Source organism: Phenylobacterium sp. (assembly GCF_030679875.1).
Classification (GTDB): domain Bacteria; phylum Pseudomonadota; class Alphaproteobacteria; order Caulobacterales; family Caulobacteraceae; genus Phenylobacterium.
Map to the genome: position 1 here is coordinate 56,239 of NZ_JAUXSP010000001.1, position 14,993 is coordinate 71,231.

Annotated in this window: 17 protein-coding genes and 2 tRNA genes; 7 read left to right on the plus strand and 12 right to left on the minus strand. The window is 68.2% G+C overall.

Features of this window, described 5'->3' with window-relative positions; translation table 11 throughout:
* The first annotated feature begins 58 nt into the window (after nt 1-58).
* Nucleotides 59-526 (plus strand): GNAT family N-acetyltransferase, encoded by a 468-nt coding sequence (locus Q8K84_RS00280; protein ID WP_305279377.1) that lies wholly within the window; start codon nt 59-61, stop codon nt 524-526.
* A 47-nt stretch (nt 527-573) separates the two neighbouring features.
* Complete coding sequence (locus Q8K84_RS00285; RefSeq protein ID WP_305279380.1) at nt 574-1,692, plus strand: glutathione S-transferase C-terminal domain-containing protein; 1,119 nt, start codon at nt 574-576, stop codon at nt 1,690-1,692.
* A 13-nt stretch (nt 1,693-1,705) separates the two neighbouring features.
* Here the strand turns inward: Q8K84_RS00285 and Q8K84_RS00290 are convergent, their stop codons facing one another.
* The 6 genes from Q8K84_RS00290 to Q8K84_RS00315 are packed head-to-tail and all read right to left on the minus strand — an operon-like array spanning nt 1,706 to nt 6,156.
* Nucleotides 1,706-1,885, minus strand: a complete 180-nt coding sequence (locus Q8K84_RS00290; RefSeq protein ID WP_305279382.1) for a hypothetical protein — start codon at nt 1,883-1,885, stop codon at nt 1,706-1,708.
* A complete protein-coding gene (locus Q8K84_RS00295) occupies nt 1,882-2,058 on the minus strand; it encodes a hypothetical protein (RefSeq protein WP_305279385.1) in 177 nt (58 codons plus the stop codon). The genes Q8K84_RS00290 and Q8K84_RS00295 overlap by 4 nt, the downstream gene beginning before the upstream one ends.
* A gap of 55 nt (nt 2,059-2,113) precedes the next feature.
* Entirely contained in the window at nt 2,114-2,905 is a 792-nt protein-coding gene (locus Q8K84_RS00300) for an ABC transporter permease (protein WP_305279388.1), read from the minus strand.
* On the minus strand, nt 2,905-3,855 hold the full coding sequence (locus Q8K84_RS00305) for an ABC transporter permease (protein WP_305279391.1): 951 nt from the start codon (nt 3,853-3,855) through the stop codon (nt 2,905-2,907). The genes Q8K84_RS00300 and Q8K84_RS00305 overlap by 1 nt, the downstream gene beginning before the upstream one ends.
* Nucleotides 3,852-5,009 (minus strand): ABC transporter ATP-binding protein, encoded by a 1,158-nt coding sequence (locus tag Q8K84_RS00310; protein WP_305279394.1) that lies wholly within the window; start codon nt 5,007-5,009, stop codon nt 3,852-3,854. Before Q8K84_RS00310 ends, Q8K84_RS00305 begins: the two co-directional genes overlap by 4 nt.
* Before the next feature lie 34 nt (nt 5,010-5,043).
* Nucleotides 5,044-6,156 (minus strand): polyamine ABC transporter substrate-binding protein, encoded by a 1,113-nt coding sequence (locus Q8K84_RS00315; RefSeq protein ID WP_305279397.1) that lies wholly within the window; start codon nt 6,154-6,156, stop codon nt 5,044-5,046.
* Between the two features lie 93 nt (nt 6,157-6,249).
* Here Q8K84_RS00315 and Q8K84_RS00320 point away from each other — a divergent pair, with 93 nt between their 5' ends.
* The gene (locus tag Q8K84_RS00320) at nt 6,250-6,633 is read left to right on the plus strand and encodes a DMT family protein (protein ID WP_305279399.1); all 384 of its coding nucleotides are present in this window, start codon (nt 6,250-6,252) and stop codon (nt 6,631-6,633) included.
* Nucleotides 6,634-6,724: 91 nt separating this feature from the next.
* Nucleotides 6,725-8,539 (plus strand): methionine--tRNA ligase, encoded by a 1,815-nt coding sequence (metG, locus tag Q8K84_RS00325; RefSeq protein WP_305279401.1) that lies wholly within the window; start codon nt 6,725-6,727, stop codon nt 8,537-8,539.
* 1 nt (nt 8,540) lies between these two features.
* Here metG and Q8K84_RS00330 read toward each other — a convergent pair whose 3' ends face one another.
* The 6 genes from Q8K84_RS00330 to rlmB form a co-directional block, all read right to left on the minus strand.
* Nucleotides 8,541-9,767 carry a TIGR03862 family flavoprotein gene (locus Q8K84_RS00330; RefSeq protein ID WP_305279403.1) on the minus strand — a complete coding sequence of 409 codons (1,227 nt, stop codon included), beginning with the start codon at nt 9,765-9,767 and terminating at the stop codon, nt 8,541-8,543.
* A 2-nt stretch (nt 9,768-9,769) separates the two neighbouring features.
* Entirely contained in the window at nt 9,770-10,426 is a 657-nt protein-coding gene (locus Q8K84_RS00335; protein ID WP_305279405.1) for a GDYXXLXY domain-containing protein, read from the minus strand.
* Complete coding sequence (locus Q8K84_RS00340) at nt 10,423-11,472, minus strand: DUF2157 domain-containing protein (protein WP_305279407.1); 1,050 nt, start codon at nt 11,470-11,472, stop codon at nt 10,423-10,425. The genes Q8K84_RS00335 and Q8K84_RS00340 overlap by 4 nt, the downstream gene beginning before the upstream one ends.
* A gap of 58 nt (nt 11,473-11,530) precedes the next feature.
* Nucleotides 11,531-12,259, minus strand: coding sequence for a TerC family protein (locus Q8K84_RS00345; protein WP_305279409.1), 729 nt, complete (start codon nt 12,257-12,259; stop codon nt 11,531-11,533).
* Between the two features lie 80 nt (nt 12,260-12,339).
* Nucleotides 12,340-13,533, minus strand: coding sequence for a hypothetical protein (locus Q8K84_RS00350; protein ID WP_305279411.1), 1,194 nt, complete (start codon nt 13,531-13,533; stop codon nt 12,340-12,342).
* A gap of 137 nt (nt 13,534-13,670) precedes the next feature.
* Nucleotides 13,671-14,462: a 23S rRNA (guanosine(2251)-2'-O)-methyltransferase RlmB gene (rlmB, locus tag Q8K84_RS00355; protein ID WP_370867805.1), complete on the minus strand. Its 792-nt coding sequence runs from the start codon at nt 14,460-14,462 to the stop codon at nt 13,671-13,673.
* 132 nt (nt 14,463-14,594) lie between these two features.
* On the opposite strand from rlmB, the gene Q8K84_RS00360 reads away from it, so the two are divergent.
* From Q8K84_RS00360 to Q8K84_RS00370, 3 genes are all read left to right on the plus strand, one after another.
* Nucleotides 14,595-14,680: transfer RNA gene (locus Q8K84_RS00360), tRNA-Tyr, on the plus strand.
* 46 nt (nt 14,681-14,726) lie between these two features.
* Nucleotides 14,727-14,800 (plus strand) — tRNA-Gly (locus Q8K84_RS00365).
* Between the two features lie 52 nt (nt 14,801-14,852).
* On the plus strand, nt 14,853-14,993 hold a 141-nt coding region (locus tag Q8K84_RS00370), incomplete at its 3' end, for a GTP-binding protein (protein WP_305279417.1).

A 14,993-nucleotide genomic window follows, 5' to 3' on the forward strand; every position in this document is an offset into this window, starting at 1 on the left:
GCGCGGTCTGAAACTGGGCCTTGGCGGGACGGGGTGGTGGCGCTTTCAGGAGACGGCCATGAAGATCCGGACGGCTGCAGTCATTGATGTCGAAGCCTGCGTTCAGCTGGCTGAGTCGCGTCGGGCGCTCTATGAGACTTTCGAACCCCGCTTCTGGCGGCGCGCCGAGAATGCCGCAGAGATGAGCCGCCTTTGGTTCACCCATCTGTTTGCCAAGGCCGACGTCCTGGCGCTGGTGGCCGAGAGGGATGGCCAGGTGAGGGGCTTTCTCGTCGCCCAGCCGACGCCATCCCCGCCAGTCTACGACCCCGGTGGTCGGACGGCCTTGATCGATGATTTTGTCGTGGAGCCGGCCGATTGGCAGACGGCCGGAGTGGCGCTGTTGGCGGACGCACGGGACAGGCTGCGGGCCGATGGCTATGCCCAGATCGTTGTGGTGGGCGCGCGGCTGGATGCGGAAAAGACCCGTCTCCTGCAGGCGAGCGACCTGTCCCTGGCCTCGACCTGGTGGACAGCGGCGGTCTAAGCGGTTCGCCATAGAGGCCGGACGAGCGTGACTCTATGGTAGGGCCCATGACCCGCCCGCACATTCTCTACGGCCTGCCCCATTCGCTCTATACAGGTCCCGCCCGGGCCTATCTGCGCAAGCAGGGCCTGGCGTTCGTGGAACGCTCGCCGCGCGATCCGGAGTTCGCCGGCCAGGTCATGCCGGCCATCGGGCGTTCGATCATTCCGGTGCTGACGACGCCCAGCGGCGAGATCATCCAGGACAGCATCGACATCATCGACCATGTGGAGCGGGCGGGAGCCAGGCTCAGCGCCTATCCGGACACGCCGCGGCAGACCTTCCTGGCGCACCTCTTCCAGCTGTTCGGCTCGCAGGGTCTGCTCCGGGCGGCGATGCACTATCGCTGGACCTACTACGACCAGCAGGCGGCTTTTCTCGATCACGCCTTCGCCGCCGGGGCGCCGGCCGGCGCCGCCCAGAATGTCATGCGCCGGATGCAGAGCTACCTGCCCGGGCTTGGCGTGCGCGACGAGACCATTCCGCTGATCGAGCGCGGCTACGGCGACCTGCTGGCGGCGCTGGACGCCCACCTCTCGGTCCATCCCTATCTGTTGGGGGGCCGACCGAGCCTTGGAGACTATGGCCTGTTCGGGCCGCTTTTCGCCCATCTGGGCCGCGATCCGGTCCCCTCCGACATCATGAAGCGACAGGCGCCGGCGGTCTTCCGCTGGATCGAGCGGCTGCACGCGCCTGACCTCGACATTCCCGACATGCCGGACGCCAACGGCTGGATCGCCCAGGACGGGGTTCCTGCGACCCTGGAGGCCCTGGTGGCGGAGATGGGCGCCGAGATGGGGGCGGAACTGGCCGACAAGCTCGCCTGGCTGGAGGACCACTTCAACCAGCTGGCGCCAGCCGACGGTGAGCCAGTGAGCGCAAAGCCGCATCAGCGTACTCTCGGGGTCGCCCCCAGCCGCTATCGTGGCGTTCCCGATCAGGTCGGGGTGCAGCCCTATCTGCTCTACATGGTTCAGAGGACGGAAGCCGCGCTGAACGCCCTGGCTGGCGCGGACCGGGCCTGGGCCGACGGTCTGCTGGCCAGCTCAGGTCTTGGAGCGCTGGGGCAGCCCAGGCAAGCCCGGGTGGAGCGGCGCCATCACATCGAGGTCTGGGCGCGGCCCTGACCTGGGGCTCGTTCTAACGGCCCATCCAGGGCTTGGACTTGGACGAGGACTGGTGGGCGGCGGCCTGCTCACGCTGGAAGCGTCCGCCCCGGGGCGGCTTCGGCTTGGCGTCCTGGGCGGCCTTCTTCAGCCGCAGGGCGCGCTGGATGGAGGTTTCGCCGTCAGGGCCGTCATCGGCGGGGGAGTCGCTCATTTTTTGGGTCCGGCATCGAGGTCTGGTCGGGCGGCGAGGAAGGCGGCCTTTTCGGCGGCGGTCAGCACCTTGCCGGGCTTCTGGCGCGACACCCGCGGCTTGGGCGGCGCATAGACGTCCATGGGCGGCGCCGCGGGCTTCAGGTCGGACAGTCTCTTGGGCGGCGGCTTCATGGGGCGTCGTGGCGTGAAGGACCCCCGATTCCAGGGCCGTCCTACCTATGACACATCAGGCGCCGGGCGTCCGCCTGCGCATGTTGAGCAGATAGACCGCAATGACGCCGGTCGCCACCAGACCGATCAGCAGGGTAGAGATGGCGTTGATCTCCGGGCTCACCCCCAGCCGCACGGCGCTGTAGATGCGGATGGGCAGGGTGGTGGCGCCAGGCCCCGAGGTGAAGCTGGCGATCACCAGATCATCCAGCGAGAGGGTGAAGGCCAGCATCCAGGCCGCAGCCACGGCCGGGGCGATATTGGGCAGCGTCACCAGGGCGAACGCCTTCCAGGGCGGGGCGCCCAGGTCCCGGGCGGCTTCCTCCAGGGCCTCGTCGAAAGACACCAGACGGGCCTTGACCACCACGGTGGCGTAGCAGAGGGTCAGCGTCGTGTGGGCGATCATCACCGTCCAGAAGCCGCGAGCCACGCCCACGGAGACGAACAGCAGCAGCAGGGACAGGCCCAGGATCACCTCAGGCATGACCAGCGGCGCATAGGTCATGCTGGAAAACAGAGTCCGCCCCCGGAAGCGGCCGGCCCGCACCAGTCCGAGCGCCGCCAGCGTCCCCAGAATGGTGGCCAGGGTCGCCGAGACAAAGGCCACGCGGAGAGTCACCCAGGCTGCGGCCAGCAGTTGCTCGTTCTGGAACAGGCTGACGTACCAGCGGGTCGAGAAGCCACCCCATACCGTCACCAGGCGGCTCTCGTTGAACGAATAGATCACCAACAGGACGATCGGCAGGTAGAGGAATCCCATGCCGAGCACGATGGCGGCGATGTTGAAGGCGCTGGGGCCCCGCCGCATCAGCGCTGCTCCATGATCTTGGTCTGCTGGCGCTGGAACAGGACGATGGGGATCACCAGAGTGGCCAGCAGGACGATGGCCACGGCGCTGGCGGCCGGCCAGTCGCGGTTGGAGAAGAACTCCGTCCAGATGGTCTTGCCGAGCATCAGGGTGCCAGACCCGCCCAGCAGATCTGGAATGACGAACTCGCCGACCATGGGGATGAAGCAGAGCAGGGCCCCGGCCGCCACCCCGGGCAGGGAGAGGGGGAAGGTCACCCGCCAGAAGCTTTGAAACGGCGTGCAGCCCAGGTCGGCGGCGGCTTCCAGAAGGCCGGCCTCCTGGCGCTCCAGCACCGCATAGAGCGGCAGCACCATGAAGGGCAGGTAGGCGTAGACCAGACCGATATAGACCGCCGTGTCGGTGTTCAGGATGTCGACCGGCGGCAGGCCGATCTGCGCCAGCGCCATGTTCAACAAGCCGGCCGGTTTCAGAATGGCGATCCAGGCGTAGACCCTGATGAGAAAGCTCGTCCAGAAGGGCAGGATCACCGCCATCAAGAGCGCTTGGCGGACGCTCGGCCGACACTTGGCCATGCCATAGGCCAGCGGATAGCCCACCAGCAGCAGGATCACGGTGGCCACGGCGGCGAACTTCAGGCTGGAGAGGTAGGCCGCCAGATAGAGCCCGTCCTGGCCCATTCGGGCATAGGCCTCGAAATCCAGCGCGCGGACGAAATCGATCAGGCCCGGCAGACCTGCGCTCCAGTCCAGCCGTGGCGCATAGGGCGGAATGGCCAGGACGACGTCCGAGAGGGACAGCTTGGCCACCAGCAGGAACGGTACGAGGAAGAAGACCGCCAGCCACAGGAACGGGGCATAGGCCGCCCGCGCCTCGGAGCTCGGTTGACCCCGAGGTCGTCCCAGACCCTTCCAGGGGCGGCGCGGGCGCGGGGCGCCCGTCACGCTCATCGGGTCAGGACCAAGGCGGAATCCGGCGCGAAGGTCAGCCAGACCCTGTCGTCCCAGTCGACCGGCCGGTCCACGACGCGGCTGGCGTTGGCCCGCGCCGCCCGGATGGTCCGTCCGCCGGGCAACTCCACCAGATAGGTGGTCCAGTCCCCCAGATAGCCGATGTCGGCGACCACCCCCTCCAGCCGGTTGGGGCCGGGCGGCGGGGGATCAAGGTGAACCCGCATCTTCTCCGGGCGCACGGCCAGCCAGGCGGTGGAGCCGGCTGGGACCTCGTCGTCCTCGATGGCCTCCAGGCCGTCGGGCGCCTCGGGGCTCATCAGGCGGATGATGTCGCCGTCGTCCTCTGTCACCCGGGCCTCGAACAGGTTCACGTCACCGATGAAGTCGGCCACGTAGCGGGAATTGGGCGCTTCATAGACCTCGGCCGGGCGGCCGATCTGGGCCAGCTGGCCGGCCCGCATCACAGCGATGCGGTCGGCGGTGATCATCGCCTCTTCCTGGTCATGGGTGACGATCAGGAAGGTCATGCCCAGGCGCTGCTGCAGGGCCATCAGCTCGAACTGGGTCTCCTCGCGCAGCTTGCGATCCAGGGCCCCCAGGGGCTCGTCCAGCAGCAGCATTCGAGGTTTGGGCGCGATGGCCCGGGCCAGGGCCACCCGCTGCTTCTGGCCGCCCGACAGCTGGTCGGGCTTGCGGTGGGCCAGCCCCCCGAGCCGCACCAGGGCCAGCATCTCGTCCACCCGGGCGGCGACCTCGTCCCTGGGCTTCTTCTGCTGGCGCAGGCCAAAGGCGATATTCTGGGCCACGGTCAGGTGCGGGAAGAGGGCGTAGGACTGGAACATCATGTTCACCGGCCGCAGGTGCGGCGGCCGCCCGGCCAGGTCCTCGCCGGCCAGGGTGATGCGGCCAAGGTCGGGGGTCTCGAACCCGGCCAGCATCCGCATCAGGGTCGACTTGCCGCAGCCCGAGGGTCCGAGCAGGGCGAAGAACTCCCCCTCATAGATGTCCAGGGACACCGCATCGACGGCGGTCTCGCCGCCGAAGCGCTTGGTCACCTGGTCGAAGCGCACCAGGGGCTTGGCCGAGGGATCCGCCCAGGGGGCGAAGCTCGAACGCACCGCCCCGATGTTCAAACGCGTCTTGGCGTTCACGAAAGGTCGAGCTCAGAGATCGTCGCGCCGCAGGTCATTGGCCCGTCTGGACCCGGGTCCAAAGACGGTTCACCTCGCGGACCAGGTCCTGGCCCTTGGACGTGGTGACGAACAGGCGGCTCATCACCTCGTCGCTGGGATAGATGCGGGGATCGTCGCGAACCTCCGGGTCGACCAGGGCGGTGGCCGGTTCGTTGGCGTTGGCGTAGGCGGTGTAGTTGGACGCCGTGGCGATCACGTCGGGCCGCAGCATGAAGTCCAGGAAGGCATAGGCCGCGTCCGGGTTGGGCGCGTCGACCGGAATGGCGAAGACGTCGAACCAGACCTGGCTGCCTTCGCTGGGGATCACATAGTCCACCTCGACCCCGGCGCCGGCCTCTTCGGCCCGGTCGGCGGCCTGGAAGATGTCGCCGGAGTAGCCGATGGCGACGCAGATATCGCCATTGGCCAGACCGTTGACGTATTCCGAGGAGTGGAACTTCCGCACATGGGGCCGCACGGCCATCAGCATCTGCGTGGCGGCCTCATAGTCGGCCACCACCGTCGAATTGGGATCCTTGCCCACATAGTTCAGGGCGACGGCGTACATGTCTTCCGAGGCGTCCAGGAAATGAACGCCGCAGTCGGCCAACTTGGCGATGTTTTCCGGCTTGAAGAGCACGTCCCAGGAATCGATGGTCACCCCAGGCAGGCGCTCGGCCACCTTTTCGACGTTGAAGCCGATGCCGATGGTCCCCCACATATAGGGGACGGTGTAGCGGCCGCCCGGATCGAAGGGCTCCATATAGGCCATGATGCGCGGTGACAGATTGCCGATGTTGCTCAGCTTGGACTTGTCGAGCTCGGCGATGGCTCCGGCCTGGATGTAGCGCGGGATGTTGTGGTTGGACGGCGTGACCACGTCATAACCGGTGCCGCCCTGGAGCATCTTGGTCTCCAGCACCTCGTTGGAATCGAAGGTGTCATAGACGATCTTGACGCCCGTATCGCTGGTGAAGGCCTCCAGCAGCTGGGGGTCGATATAGTCCGACCAGTTGTAGATCCGCACCGTGTCGTTGGCGCTCTGTCCCTGGCCACAGGCGCCCAGACCCAGCAGGGCCGCCACGCTGGCGACCGCCAGCCCCGTCTTCATACCCCAAGCCCGCATCACGCTCTCCCTCAGCAGCCCTGCTTCTGCTTATAAGGCCGATGGCGCGGGGGTTAAGACCCCAATCGGCGTCGAACCCATGGGAGATCTCCGATGCCCCCCAGCCTGGCGCCAGGACTGGCGCCCTTGATGGCCTTCGCCGCCCCGGTGGTCCTGCTGGTCTTTTCCAATATTTTCATGACCTTCGCCTGGTACGGCCATCTGAAGGTTGAGCATCGACCCCTGTGGATCATCATCCTGGTGAGCTGGGGAATCGCCTTCTTTGAGTACTGCCTGGCTGTGCCGGCCAACCGGATCGGACGGGACGTCTATTCTCCCGCCGAGTTGAAGACGATGCAGGAGGTGATCACCCTGGCGGTCTTCGCCGTCTTCTCTGTGATGTATCTGGGGGAGCGATTCACCTGGAACCACGCCGTAGGCTTTGGCCTGATCGCGGCCGGCGCCCTCTTTATCTTCAAGGGGCCGATCCGCGTCTGAGCGGCCCCTGAATGGTGACGGCTTTTGGCAAGCCGGACGCGGCGCCATATAAGCCCGCCCTCACGACCCTCTCATACGAGCGCGCAGACCCATGTCCCGCATCCTGATCACCTCGGCCTTGCCCTATATCAACGGGATCAAGCACCTGGGAACGCTCGCGGGCTCCATGCTGCCGGCGGACGTCTATGCCCGTTTCCAGCGGTCCCGGGGCCGTGAGACGCTCTACATCTGCGCCACCGACGAACACGGAACGCCCACCGAACTGGCGGCGGCCGAAGCCGGCGTCGATCCCGCCGCCTTCTGCGCGGCGCAGCATGCGGTCCAAGCCGAACTGGGCGCGAAGTTCGGCCTGTCGTGGGATCATTTCGGCCGCTCGTCCTCGTCGCAGAACCGCCAGCTGACCCAAAGCTTCGCCCAGACCCTGTGGGAGGCCGGCCTGATCGAGGAAAAGGTCACCCAGCAGGTCTATTCCAACGCCGACAAGCGCTTCCTGCCCGACCGCTACGTGATCGGGACCTGTCCCCACTGCGGCTATACCGCCGCCCGGGGCGACCAGTGCGAGAACTGCACTCGCGTGCTCGACCCCGCCGACCTGATCGCCCCGCGCTCGGCGGTCTCCGGCTCGGACGACATTGAGATCCGGCCCTCCAAACACCTCTTCCTCCGCCAGAGCCTGTTCGCCGACAAGCTGCGGTCCTGGATCGACGGCAAGAAGGGCGACTGGCCGCTGCTGGTCACCTCCATCGCGCTCAAATGGCTGGACGAAGGCCTGCAGGATCGGGGGATCACCCGTGACCTGGAATGGGGCGTTCCGGTCAACGCCGCTGACTGGGGCCCCAACCCCGATGGCGACAAGCCTGACGTGGAAGGACTGGCGGGCAAGGTCTTCTACGTCTGGTTCGACGCCCCTATCGAGTACATCGGCGCCACCTGGGAATGGGCCGACGCCAAGGCCGCAGCCGAGGGCCGAGGCCAGGCTGCCGAGGCCGACTGGGAGCGCTGGTGGCGTGAGCCGCTGGCGGACGACGTCACCTATGTGGAGTTCATGGGCAAGGATAACGTGCCCTTCCACACGGTGGGCTTTCCCTGCACCCTGATCGGAGCCAACGAGCAGCTGGGCCCCGACGGCGCCTGGCGGGCGGTGAACAATGCGCCCTGGAAGCTGGTGGACCGGCTCAAGGGCTTTAACTGGCTCGACTATTACGGCGGCCGCTTCTCGACCTCGCAGAACCGGGGCGTCTTCATGGATCAGGCCCTGGAGCTTCTGGCGCCGGACTACTGGCGCTGGTGGATCATCGCCAATGCGCCGGAGGGCTCCGACGCCAGCTTCGTCTGGGAGCAGTTCCAGGCCCAGGTGAACGCTGATCTCGCCGACGTGCTTGGCAACTTCGTAAACCGCATCCTGAAGTTCACAGAGACCCGCTTTGACGGCGTCGTGCCTGAGGGCGGCGAGCCGGGCGAGCTTGAGATCAAGCTGGCCGCCGACGTCTCCGCCAAGCTCGCCGAGCTGACCGAACTGATGGAAGCCATCGAGATGCGCAAGTCGGCCCAGGCGCTCCGTCAGCTCTGGGTTCTGGGCAACCAGTACCTGACCGAGGCCGCGCCCTGGACCGCCATCAAGACCGATCGGGACCGCGCCGCCGTGGCCGTGCGGACGGGCCTGAACCTGGTGGCCCTGTTTGCGAAGGTGTCGGAGCCCTTCATCCCGTTCGCCGCCGAGAAGATCGCCGGCGGCGTGGGCGAGGCCTTCCCGGGCCGTTGGCCGGGAGGGGAGGGCGCCAAGCTCCTGAACCTGCTGGCGCCTGGGACCAAGGTCGCCGCCCCCGACGTGCTGTTCCGCAAGATCGAGGACGCCCAGGTCGCCGAGTGGCGTGAGCGGTTCGGGGGCGAGGTCGAACCGGCCTAGTTCAGGGCTGCCTGTTCAGCCAGTCGATGAGGCCGACGGCGGCCGCACGGCCGGTGGCGAAGCTCGCCTGCAGCAGGTAGCCGCCGGTCGGCGCCTCCCAGTTGAGCATCTCGCCGGCGGCGAAGACGCCCGGTCGCGCCTTGACCATCAGGCGCTCATCCAGGCCCTCGAACTTGAGCCCGCCAGCGCTGGATATGGCCCGCTCCAGGCCCGCCGTTCCGGTGACGGTGACGGGCAGGGCCTTGATCGCCTGGGCGAGGCCCACCGGACTGCGGGGCAGATCGGCGCCGAACGCCTCTCGCAGCAGTCCGATCTCCACGGGCGACAGTTTCAGCATCTTGCGCAAGCGGTTGGACAGGCTGTCGCCCGCCCGCCCGCCGATGAGGCGCGAGGTCAGGTCGCCCCGGCGCATGTCCGGCCGCAGGTCGATGAAGAGCTGGGCCTGACCGGCGCTGGCCAAGGTGCGGCGAAACTCGCCTGAAAGCGCGTAGACGCCGCCGCCCTCGAGGCCATAGGCGGCCACCATCGCTTCGCCGCGGACGGTCTGCTCGCCAAGGGTGAGCGCGACGGCCTTGAGCGGCGCGCCGGCGAAACGTTCGGAAAAAGCGGGGCTCCACTTGGCCAGAACCCCCATATTGGCCGGCGCGAAGGGCGCCAGCGGCGCGCCAGCCTCGCCGAGCGTGACTGCCCAGGCTCCGTTGGCCCCGAGCCTTGGCCAGCTGGCCCCGCCGAGCGCCAGCACCGTGGCGGCGGGCCTAGCCTCCACCTCGCCTGCGGGGGTGGCGAACCTCAGGGCGCCATCGGCGCTCCAGCCAGTCCAGTCGTGGCGCAGGTGAAAGCGCACGCCTGCGGCGTCCAGCCGACCGAGCCAGGCCCGCAGCAGCGGCGAGGCCTTCAGGGCGCGGGGGAAGATCCGGCCGCTGGAGCCGACAAAAGTCTCCTGGCCAAGCCCTTCGGCCCAGGCCCGGAGCTCGTCCGGCGTGAAGGCGTCAAGCTGGGCTGAGAGGGACTCGCCCGCCGGGCCATAGCGGGTCTTGAACGCCGCGAGCGGCTCCGAATGGGTCAGGTTCAGCCCACCCCGTCCGGCCATCAGGAAACGTCGCCCAAGGCTTGGCATCCGCTCGTAGACGGAGACAGAGAGGCCTGCGCCCGCCAGGGTCTCGGCGGCCATCAGCCCGGCTGGACCACCGCCGATGACGGCGACGTCCAGCGCTTGGGGGTCGTCCATGTCTAGAACCAGTTCAGATCTGCGCGGGTCCCACCCACCTCGACGCCTTTGAGGCGTCCACGGCCGTCCTGGCCGATGGAGACGATGGCGAAGGCCGGTGGGGCTTGCGCCTCACCCTGGCGCCTCAGGTCCGCCTCCAGGGCTTCGGCCTGTGTCTGGTCGGCATAGAAGCGGTCCACCCCAATGTCGAGGCTGATGAAGGTCTCTTGTGGCCGTTCGCCGTCCGGTGGGCCATCCTCGCCGGGCTCCCGGGGGGGCGTGGTGAAGGCCTGTCGGCAGCTGGCCTGGCCCCGCACGGTCAGCGGGCCATGTCGCAGGGCCTCAGCCCGGGTGGCGCCGGCGCCAGACACCGTGTGGACATTGTCTGGACCCGGCGACAGAGCGACCCAGCTGTCATCGTGACCGTAGTGCGCCTCCAGGTCCGGCGGGCAGTCTGATCCGTCAGGCAAGCGCTCCACAAGCTGCAGGGCCGCATAGTGGCCGCTGAGCAGGCTGCGGGGATCGACCGCCTCCATGGCCAGCCGAACCTCCTGGCCGCTGGCCCGGGCGCGGTCTTCGCGCACCAGCAGACCCACGAGGGCCAATACGAGCAGAGCGGCGACGACGCCGATCCGCAGCGCCAGCCCCTTTGGCCCCGAAGCCTCGGTCATCCGGGTCATGGCCTTGCCCTCCCGCGTCGAAGCAGGCCCCCGGCGGCCAGCGCCAGGACGGCGCATCCGGCGAAGACGCCCGCTGCGGTCATCAGGCCGAGCCCCAGGTCCATCAGGATCGCGCTGACCGCGGCGATGGCCGACAGGACGCCAGCCGCGGTCACGCCGCCGGCCCGGTCATGCAGGCCAAGGGCGACTATACCGCCTGAGGCGATCAGCCAGGCCAGGCGATGGAGCAGGCCAAAGGTCTCGCTGGACAGCCCTGCGGCGGCGAAGGCCACGAGGGCGCCCATGGCCATCCAGGCATAGATGACGCCGGCCCCCCGCCTGTCCTGTTCGCTGGCCCACCGGGCGGCCCCGCCGGCGATGGCGAAGGCCGCCGTCAAGGCGAGATAGGCTTGTGGCTGGACGTCTGGGGCGGCGAACAGCCAGCCCAGCACCATGGCCGGCCCCGCAAGGTGGGCGAGGCTGCGGCTGGACCAGGCGATCGCCAGCAGCACCCCCGCCGGGGCGGCGATGGCCAGCCAGCGCAGTTGCAGGCCAAACAGGCCCTCGGGACCGGCGAAGTCGCCCAGGGCGATCAGGGCGACGGCGGCGATGGCTGCGGCGTTGGACCGCCCGGCCAGGGCCAGCAGGGCCGCGGCCAGGCCCGCCCCGCGCAGGGCCGCCTGTGGGTCGCCGGCGAGGTCGAAAATCTGGCCCGTCAGGCCGATGGCGCCGGCATAGATCAGGGCGGCGACGCCCAGCAGGACGTCGCGCACCAGGGGCCGACCCTTCAGAGCCGCCCAGGCGGCGCCGGCGCAGGTGGCTGCGAAGACGGTCAGGATGAGGGCGAACCGCGCCAGTCGAGGAATGACGTCCCAGTTGGCCGCGACAAAGGCGATGGCCGCGAGGCCGGCCAGCACAGCGCCCATCACCGCCAGGGCGACGCCGGCGTCGATGCGGCGAGCCTCGGCTATGCTGTCGAGAATGGGCTGCCGGGATTCGGCGGCCACCAGACCCTGGTCGATCCAGCGGTCCAGGTCTTCGCTCAGCCGCGCCTTGTAGGCCGCCATCTTTGCGCTCCCATATCGGGCGAGCCGGGACTGGAAGGTCCGCGCCCTGGACCGTGGTCTAGTGGAGGCGGTGTTCGGCCGCCTCTTCCTGCGAAATGTCCAGGAAGCCGGGCATGACGGCGTTGTAGGAGTCCGTCCGGTCCAGCTTCACCACCGCGTTGCGGTGGCCTTCCCAGACCATGGACAGGGCCACGTACAGCACGACGACCAGACCGATATAGCCGATCCACCGGTACCTGTGCAGCAGGCTGGCGATGTAGGTGGCGGCCACGCCCATCAGGGCGATGGACAGAATAAGGCCAAAGACCATGATTCCCGGGTGCTCCCGGGCCGCGCCGGCCACGGCCAGCACATTGTCCAGGGACATGGACAGGTCGGCGATCAGGATCTGGATGAAGGCGGCGCGGAAGCTCTTGACCGGCCGGGGGCTCGGATGCGTCGTCGGATCGCCATCGAGCACGGCCTCGGCGTCGGCCTCGTCGATCACGGCCTGCTCGCGCAGCTCCTTCCACATCTTCCAGCAGACCCACATCAGCAGCAGGCCGCCCGCGAACAGCAGACCGATGATGCCCAGGAGCTGGGTGGTGATCAGCGCGAAGCCAATTCGCATGACCACCGCGGCGATCAGGCCATAGAGGATCGCCTTTTTCCGCTGCTCGGCCGGCAGGGCGCCGGCGGCGAGGCCCACGGCCACGGCGTTGTCACCAGCCAGGACGAGGTCGATCAGGAGGACCTGAAAGAGGGCGGTGAGGGCAGGGCCGTGTTCGGCGATCAGGGACTCAAACATGATCGCCTCAATGCGACAGGCTCAGGGTCGCCGCAACGCCTATTGTTACGGACGGTGAATTCGGGCTGAGCTGGCGCTGATCAGGCCGGTTCGTGCTCGGGCTCGGCCGCCTTGGCCTCGCTGTGGTTTTCCTCGTCCTTCTTGCCCTGATGATGGGCGAAGGCCGTGGCCGCCACGGCGCCGGCCGCCGCCGCAGCAAGGGGCGCGGCGAGGCCAGGACCCCGGTCGCGCTCGGGCTCGTCGGCATGAGACGAGGCGTCCGAACCGTAGCCGAAGGTCTGGAAACGGCGCCGGCGCTTGGCCTCCCGACGCTTGGTCGCGGCGTTGCGCGCGATGGCCGCCAGGATCAGAACCCCGGCGAGGACCGCTAGGGCCAGCAGAATGGTGCGAGTGGACACGCCTTGGCCATCAATGGCCGCGCCAGCATCCGAGGCGGCTGTCCGGGCGGCATCCGCGGCCTCAGACGCCCTTTCGGCGGCGACCTCGGCGTCGGGAACGGCGACATTGCGATCCCAGAACTTGAAGCGCTCAAGGAAGCTGAACATGCCGCCGCTTTTGGGCGACTCGGCCGCAACCTCGGATTCGGCGGCCATTTCGGCGCCCGGAGCGGCCACTTCGGCATCAGAAGTAGCGCCATCGCGGTCCCAGAACTTGAAGCGCTCGAGGAAGCTGAACATGCCGCCACGCTCAGACGTTTCAGTCTCAGCTTCCGCCGCAACGGCAGGGGCGGTGGCAGGGGCGGTCGGAGCCTTGGCCACGGGGGCGGCGGGAGCCGGAGCCGCCTGGGCAGGCGCAGCCTTCGCGGCGGGCGCAGCGATTGCCGGGGCCCTGGGCGCTGCGGCGACCGGCGCCGGGGTCCGGAGGGGCGTCGGGGCCACCCGGGCGTCAGAGCTGTAAGCCCGACGGGCCGGGGCCGCAGCGCGAACCTGACGTTCCCCATAGACGAGCCGGCGTTCCTCGGGACTCATGTCCTCGGGATTGGCGATCGGCCGCATGGTGGTGACCAGGACCCCGTCGGCGCGGCGGAAGCTGACCACACCGGGATGGCGGGCGGAGGCCGCGGGCAGGGCCTGGCCCTCATGAACCTCCACGGGGGGGCCGCCCATCAGGCCAGAGCCGTCGTGCGGCGCGCCGGGCGCGGCGCCCATCAGCGGGGGCGGGGGCGGGGCTTCAGCGTAATAGTCGCTTCCCTGGGCGCTGGGGCCAGACGGCGCGCTGCAGCCGGCCGCCGCCAGAAGCCCGGCGGTCGCCGCCAGCCCCAAGGTTTGCTTCAAGGTCCTGATCGCCATGGGACGTCCCCCGTACCCGTGTTGATGCCTGCGCGCACAGCGCCGTCGGAAGGTTAATCAAGAAATCACGACGTGGCCGTGAAATCAAAGCCGTGAATCGGCTGAGGGGAAACCACTTCCCCTCAGGGGCGAGGTCTAGAGGCCTCATAAAGGGCGATGGCGCCCGCCGCCGAGACGTTCAAACTCTCAAAGCCCCCGGGCATGGGAATCTTGGCCAGGACATCGCAATGCTCGGCCACCAGCCGGCGAAGACCCGATCCCTCCGAGCCCATCACCAGGACTGTCGCTGATCCATCCAGGGCGGTTTCCAGGGTCGCCTCGGCCTCGCCGTCCAGCCCCACCGCCCGCCAGCCCATGTCGGCCAGCTGGTCCAGCGCCCGTGAAAGATTGACCACCCGGGCCACGGGGATCTTGTCCACCGCGCCCACGGCGGCCTTGGCCAGGGCGCCTGTGAGCTGCGGCGCATTGCGATCCTGCAGGATCACCCCCACGCAGCCGAAGGCGGCGGCCGACCGGAGCAGGGCGCCGACATTCTGCGGATCGGTGACCTGGTCGAGCATCAGCAGGACAGCGCCCTTGTCCGGGGCGAAGGTCTCCAGATCGACCGGGGGCAACTCCCCGGGGCGCAGGGCGACACCCTGGTGCACGGCGCCCGGCAACAGATTGGCCAGCCGCTGCGAATCGACCGTCTCAACGACCAGCCCGGGGAAGCGCCGGGTGAGCTCTGCGGCCCGTTCGGCGGTGGCGAGGATTCGCTCAGGGGGTTCGCGCTCGGCGTTCTCCAGGGCCGCCAGCACGGCGTGCCAGCCCCAGAACCAGGCTGCGGAAGGGCCCTCAGGCCTTGTGACAGAAGGGGTTTCTCGCCCACTTCGACGCTTGTTTCGGGGCGCGTTGCGTTCCCGGATCGACGACACTATAAGACGCGCTCCATTTTGAGGCCGGGACAGGTCTCCGCCCGTTCCGGGGATGTTGGCGATGCTTCTAGCAGAGGCCGCAACTCGGAGCGGAGGTAATTTGTTCAGGGCTCAGGATGGTTCCGAGCGCGCGGGGGAATGTCCCGAGTGGCAAAGGGGGCGGACTGTAAATCCGCTGGCGTACGCCTTCGTAGGTTCGAGTCCTACTTCCCCCACCACGCCTCGGTTCGAAAAGGAGTATTGCGGCATCCCCGCAGCCTCGGCGCGGGTATAGCACAATGGTAGTGCAGCAGCCTTCCAAGCTGAGGATGCGGGTTCGATTCCCGCTACCCGCTCCAATATCCCGTTCTTCACCCCTACGCCCCCGGGCGCATCGCCGGCAGGACCCTGATGGCCAAAGAGAAATTCCAACGCAATAAGCCGCATTGCAACATCGGCACGATTGGTCACGTTGACCATGGGAAGACGACGCTGACGGCGGCGATCACGATGACGCTGGCGAAGTCCGGCGGTGCGACGGCGAAGAAGTAC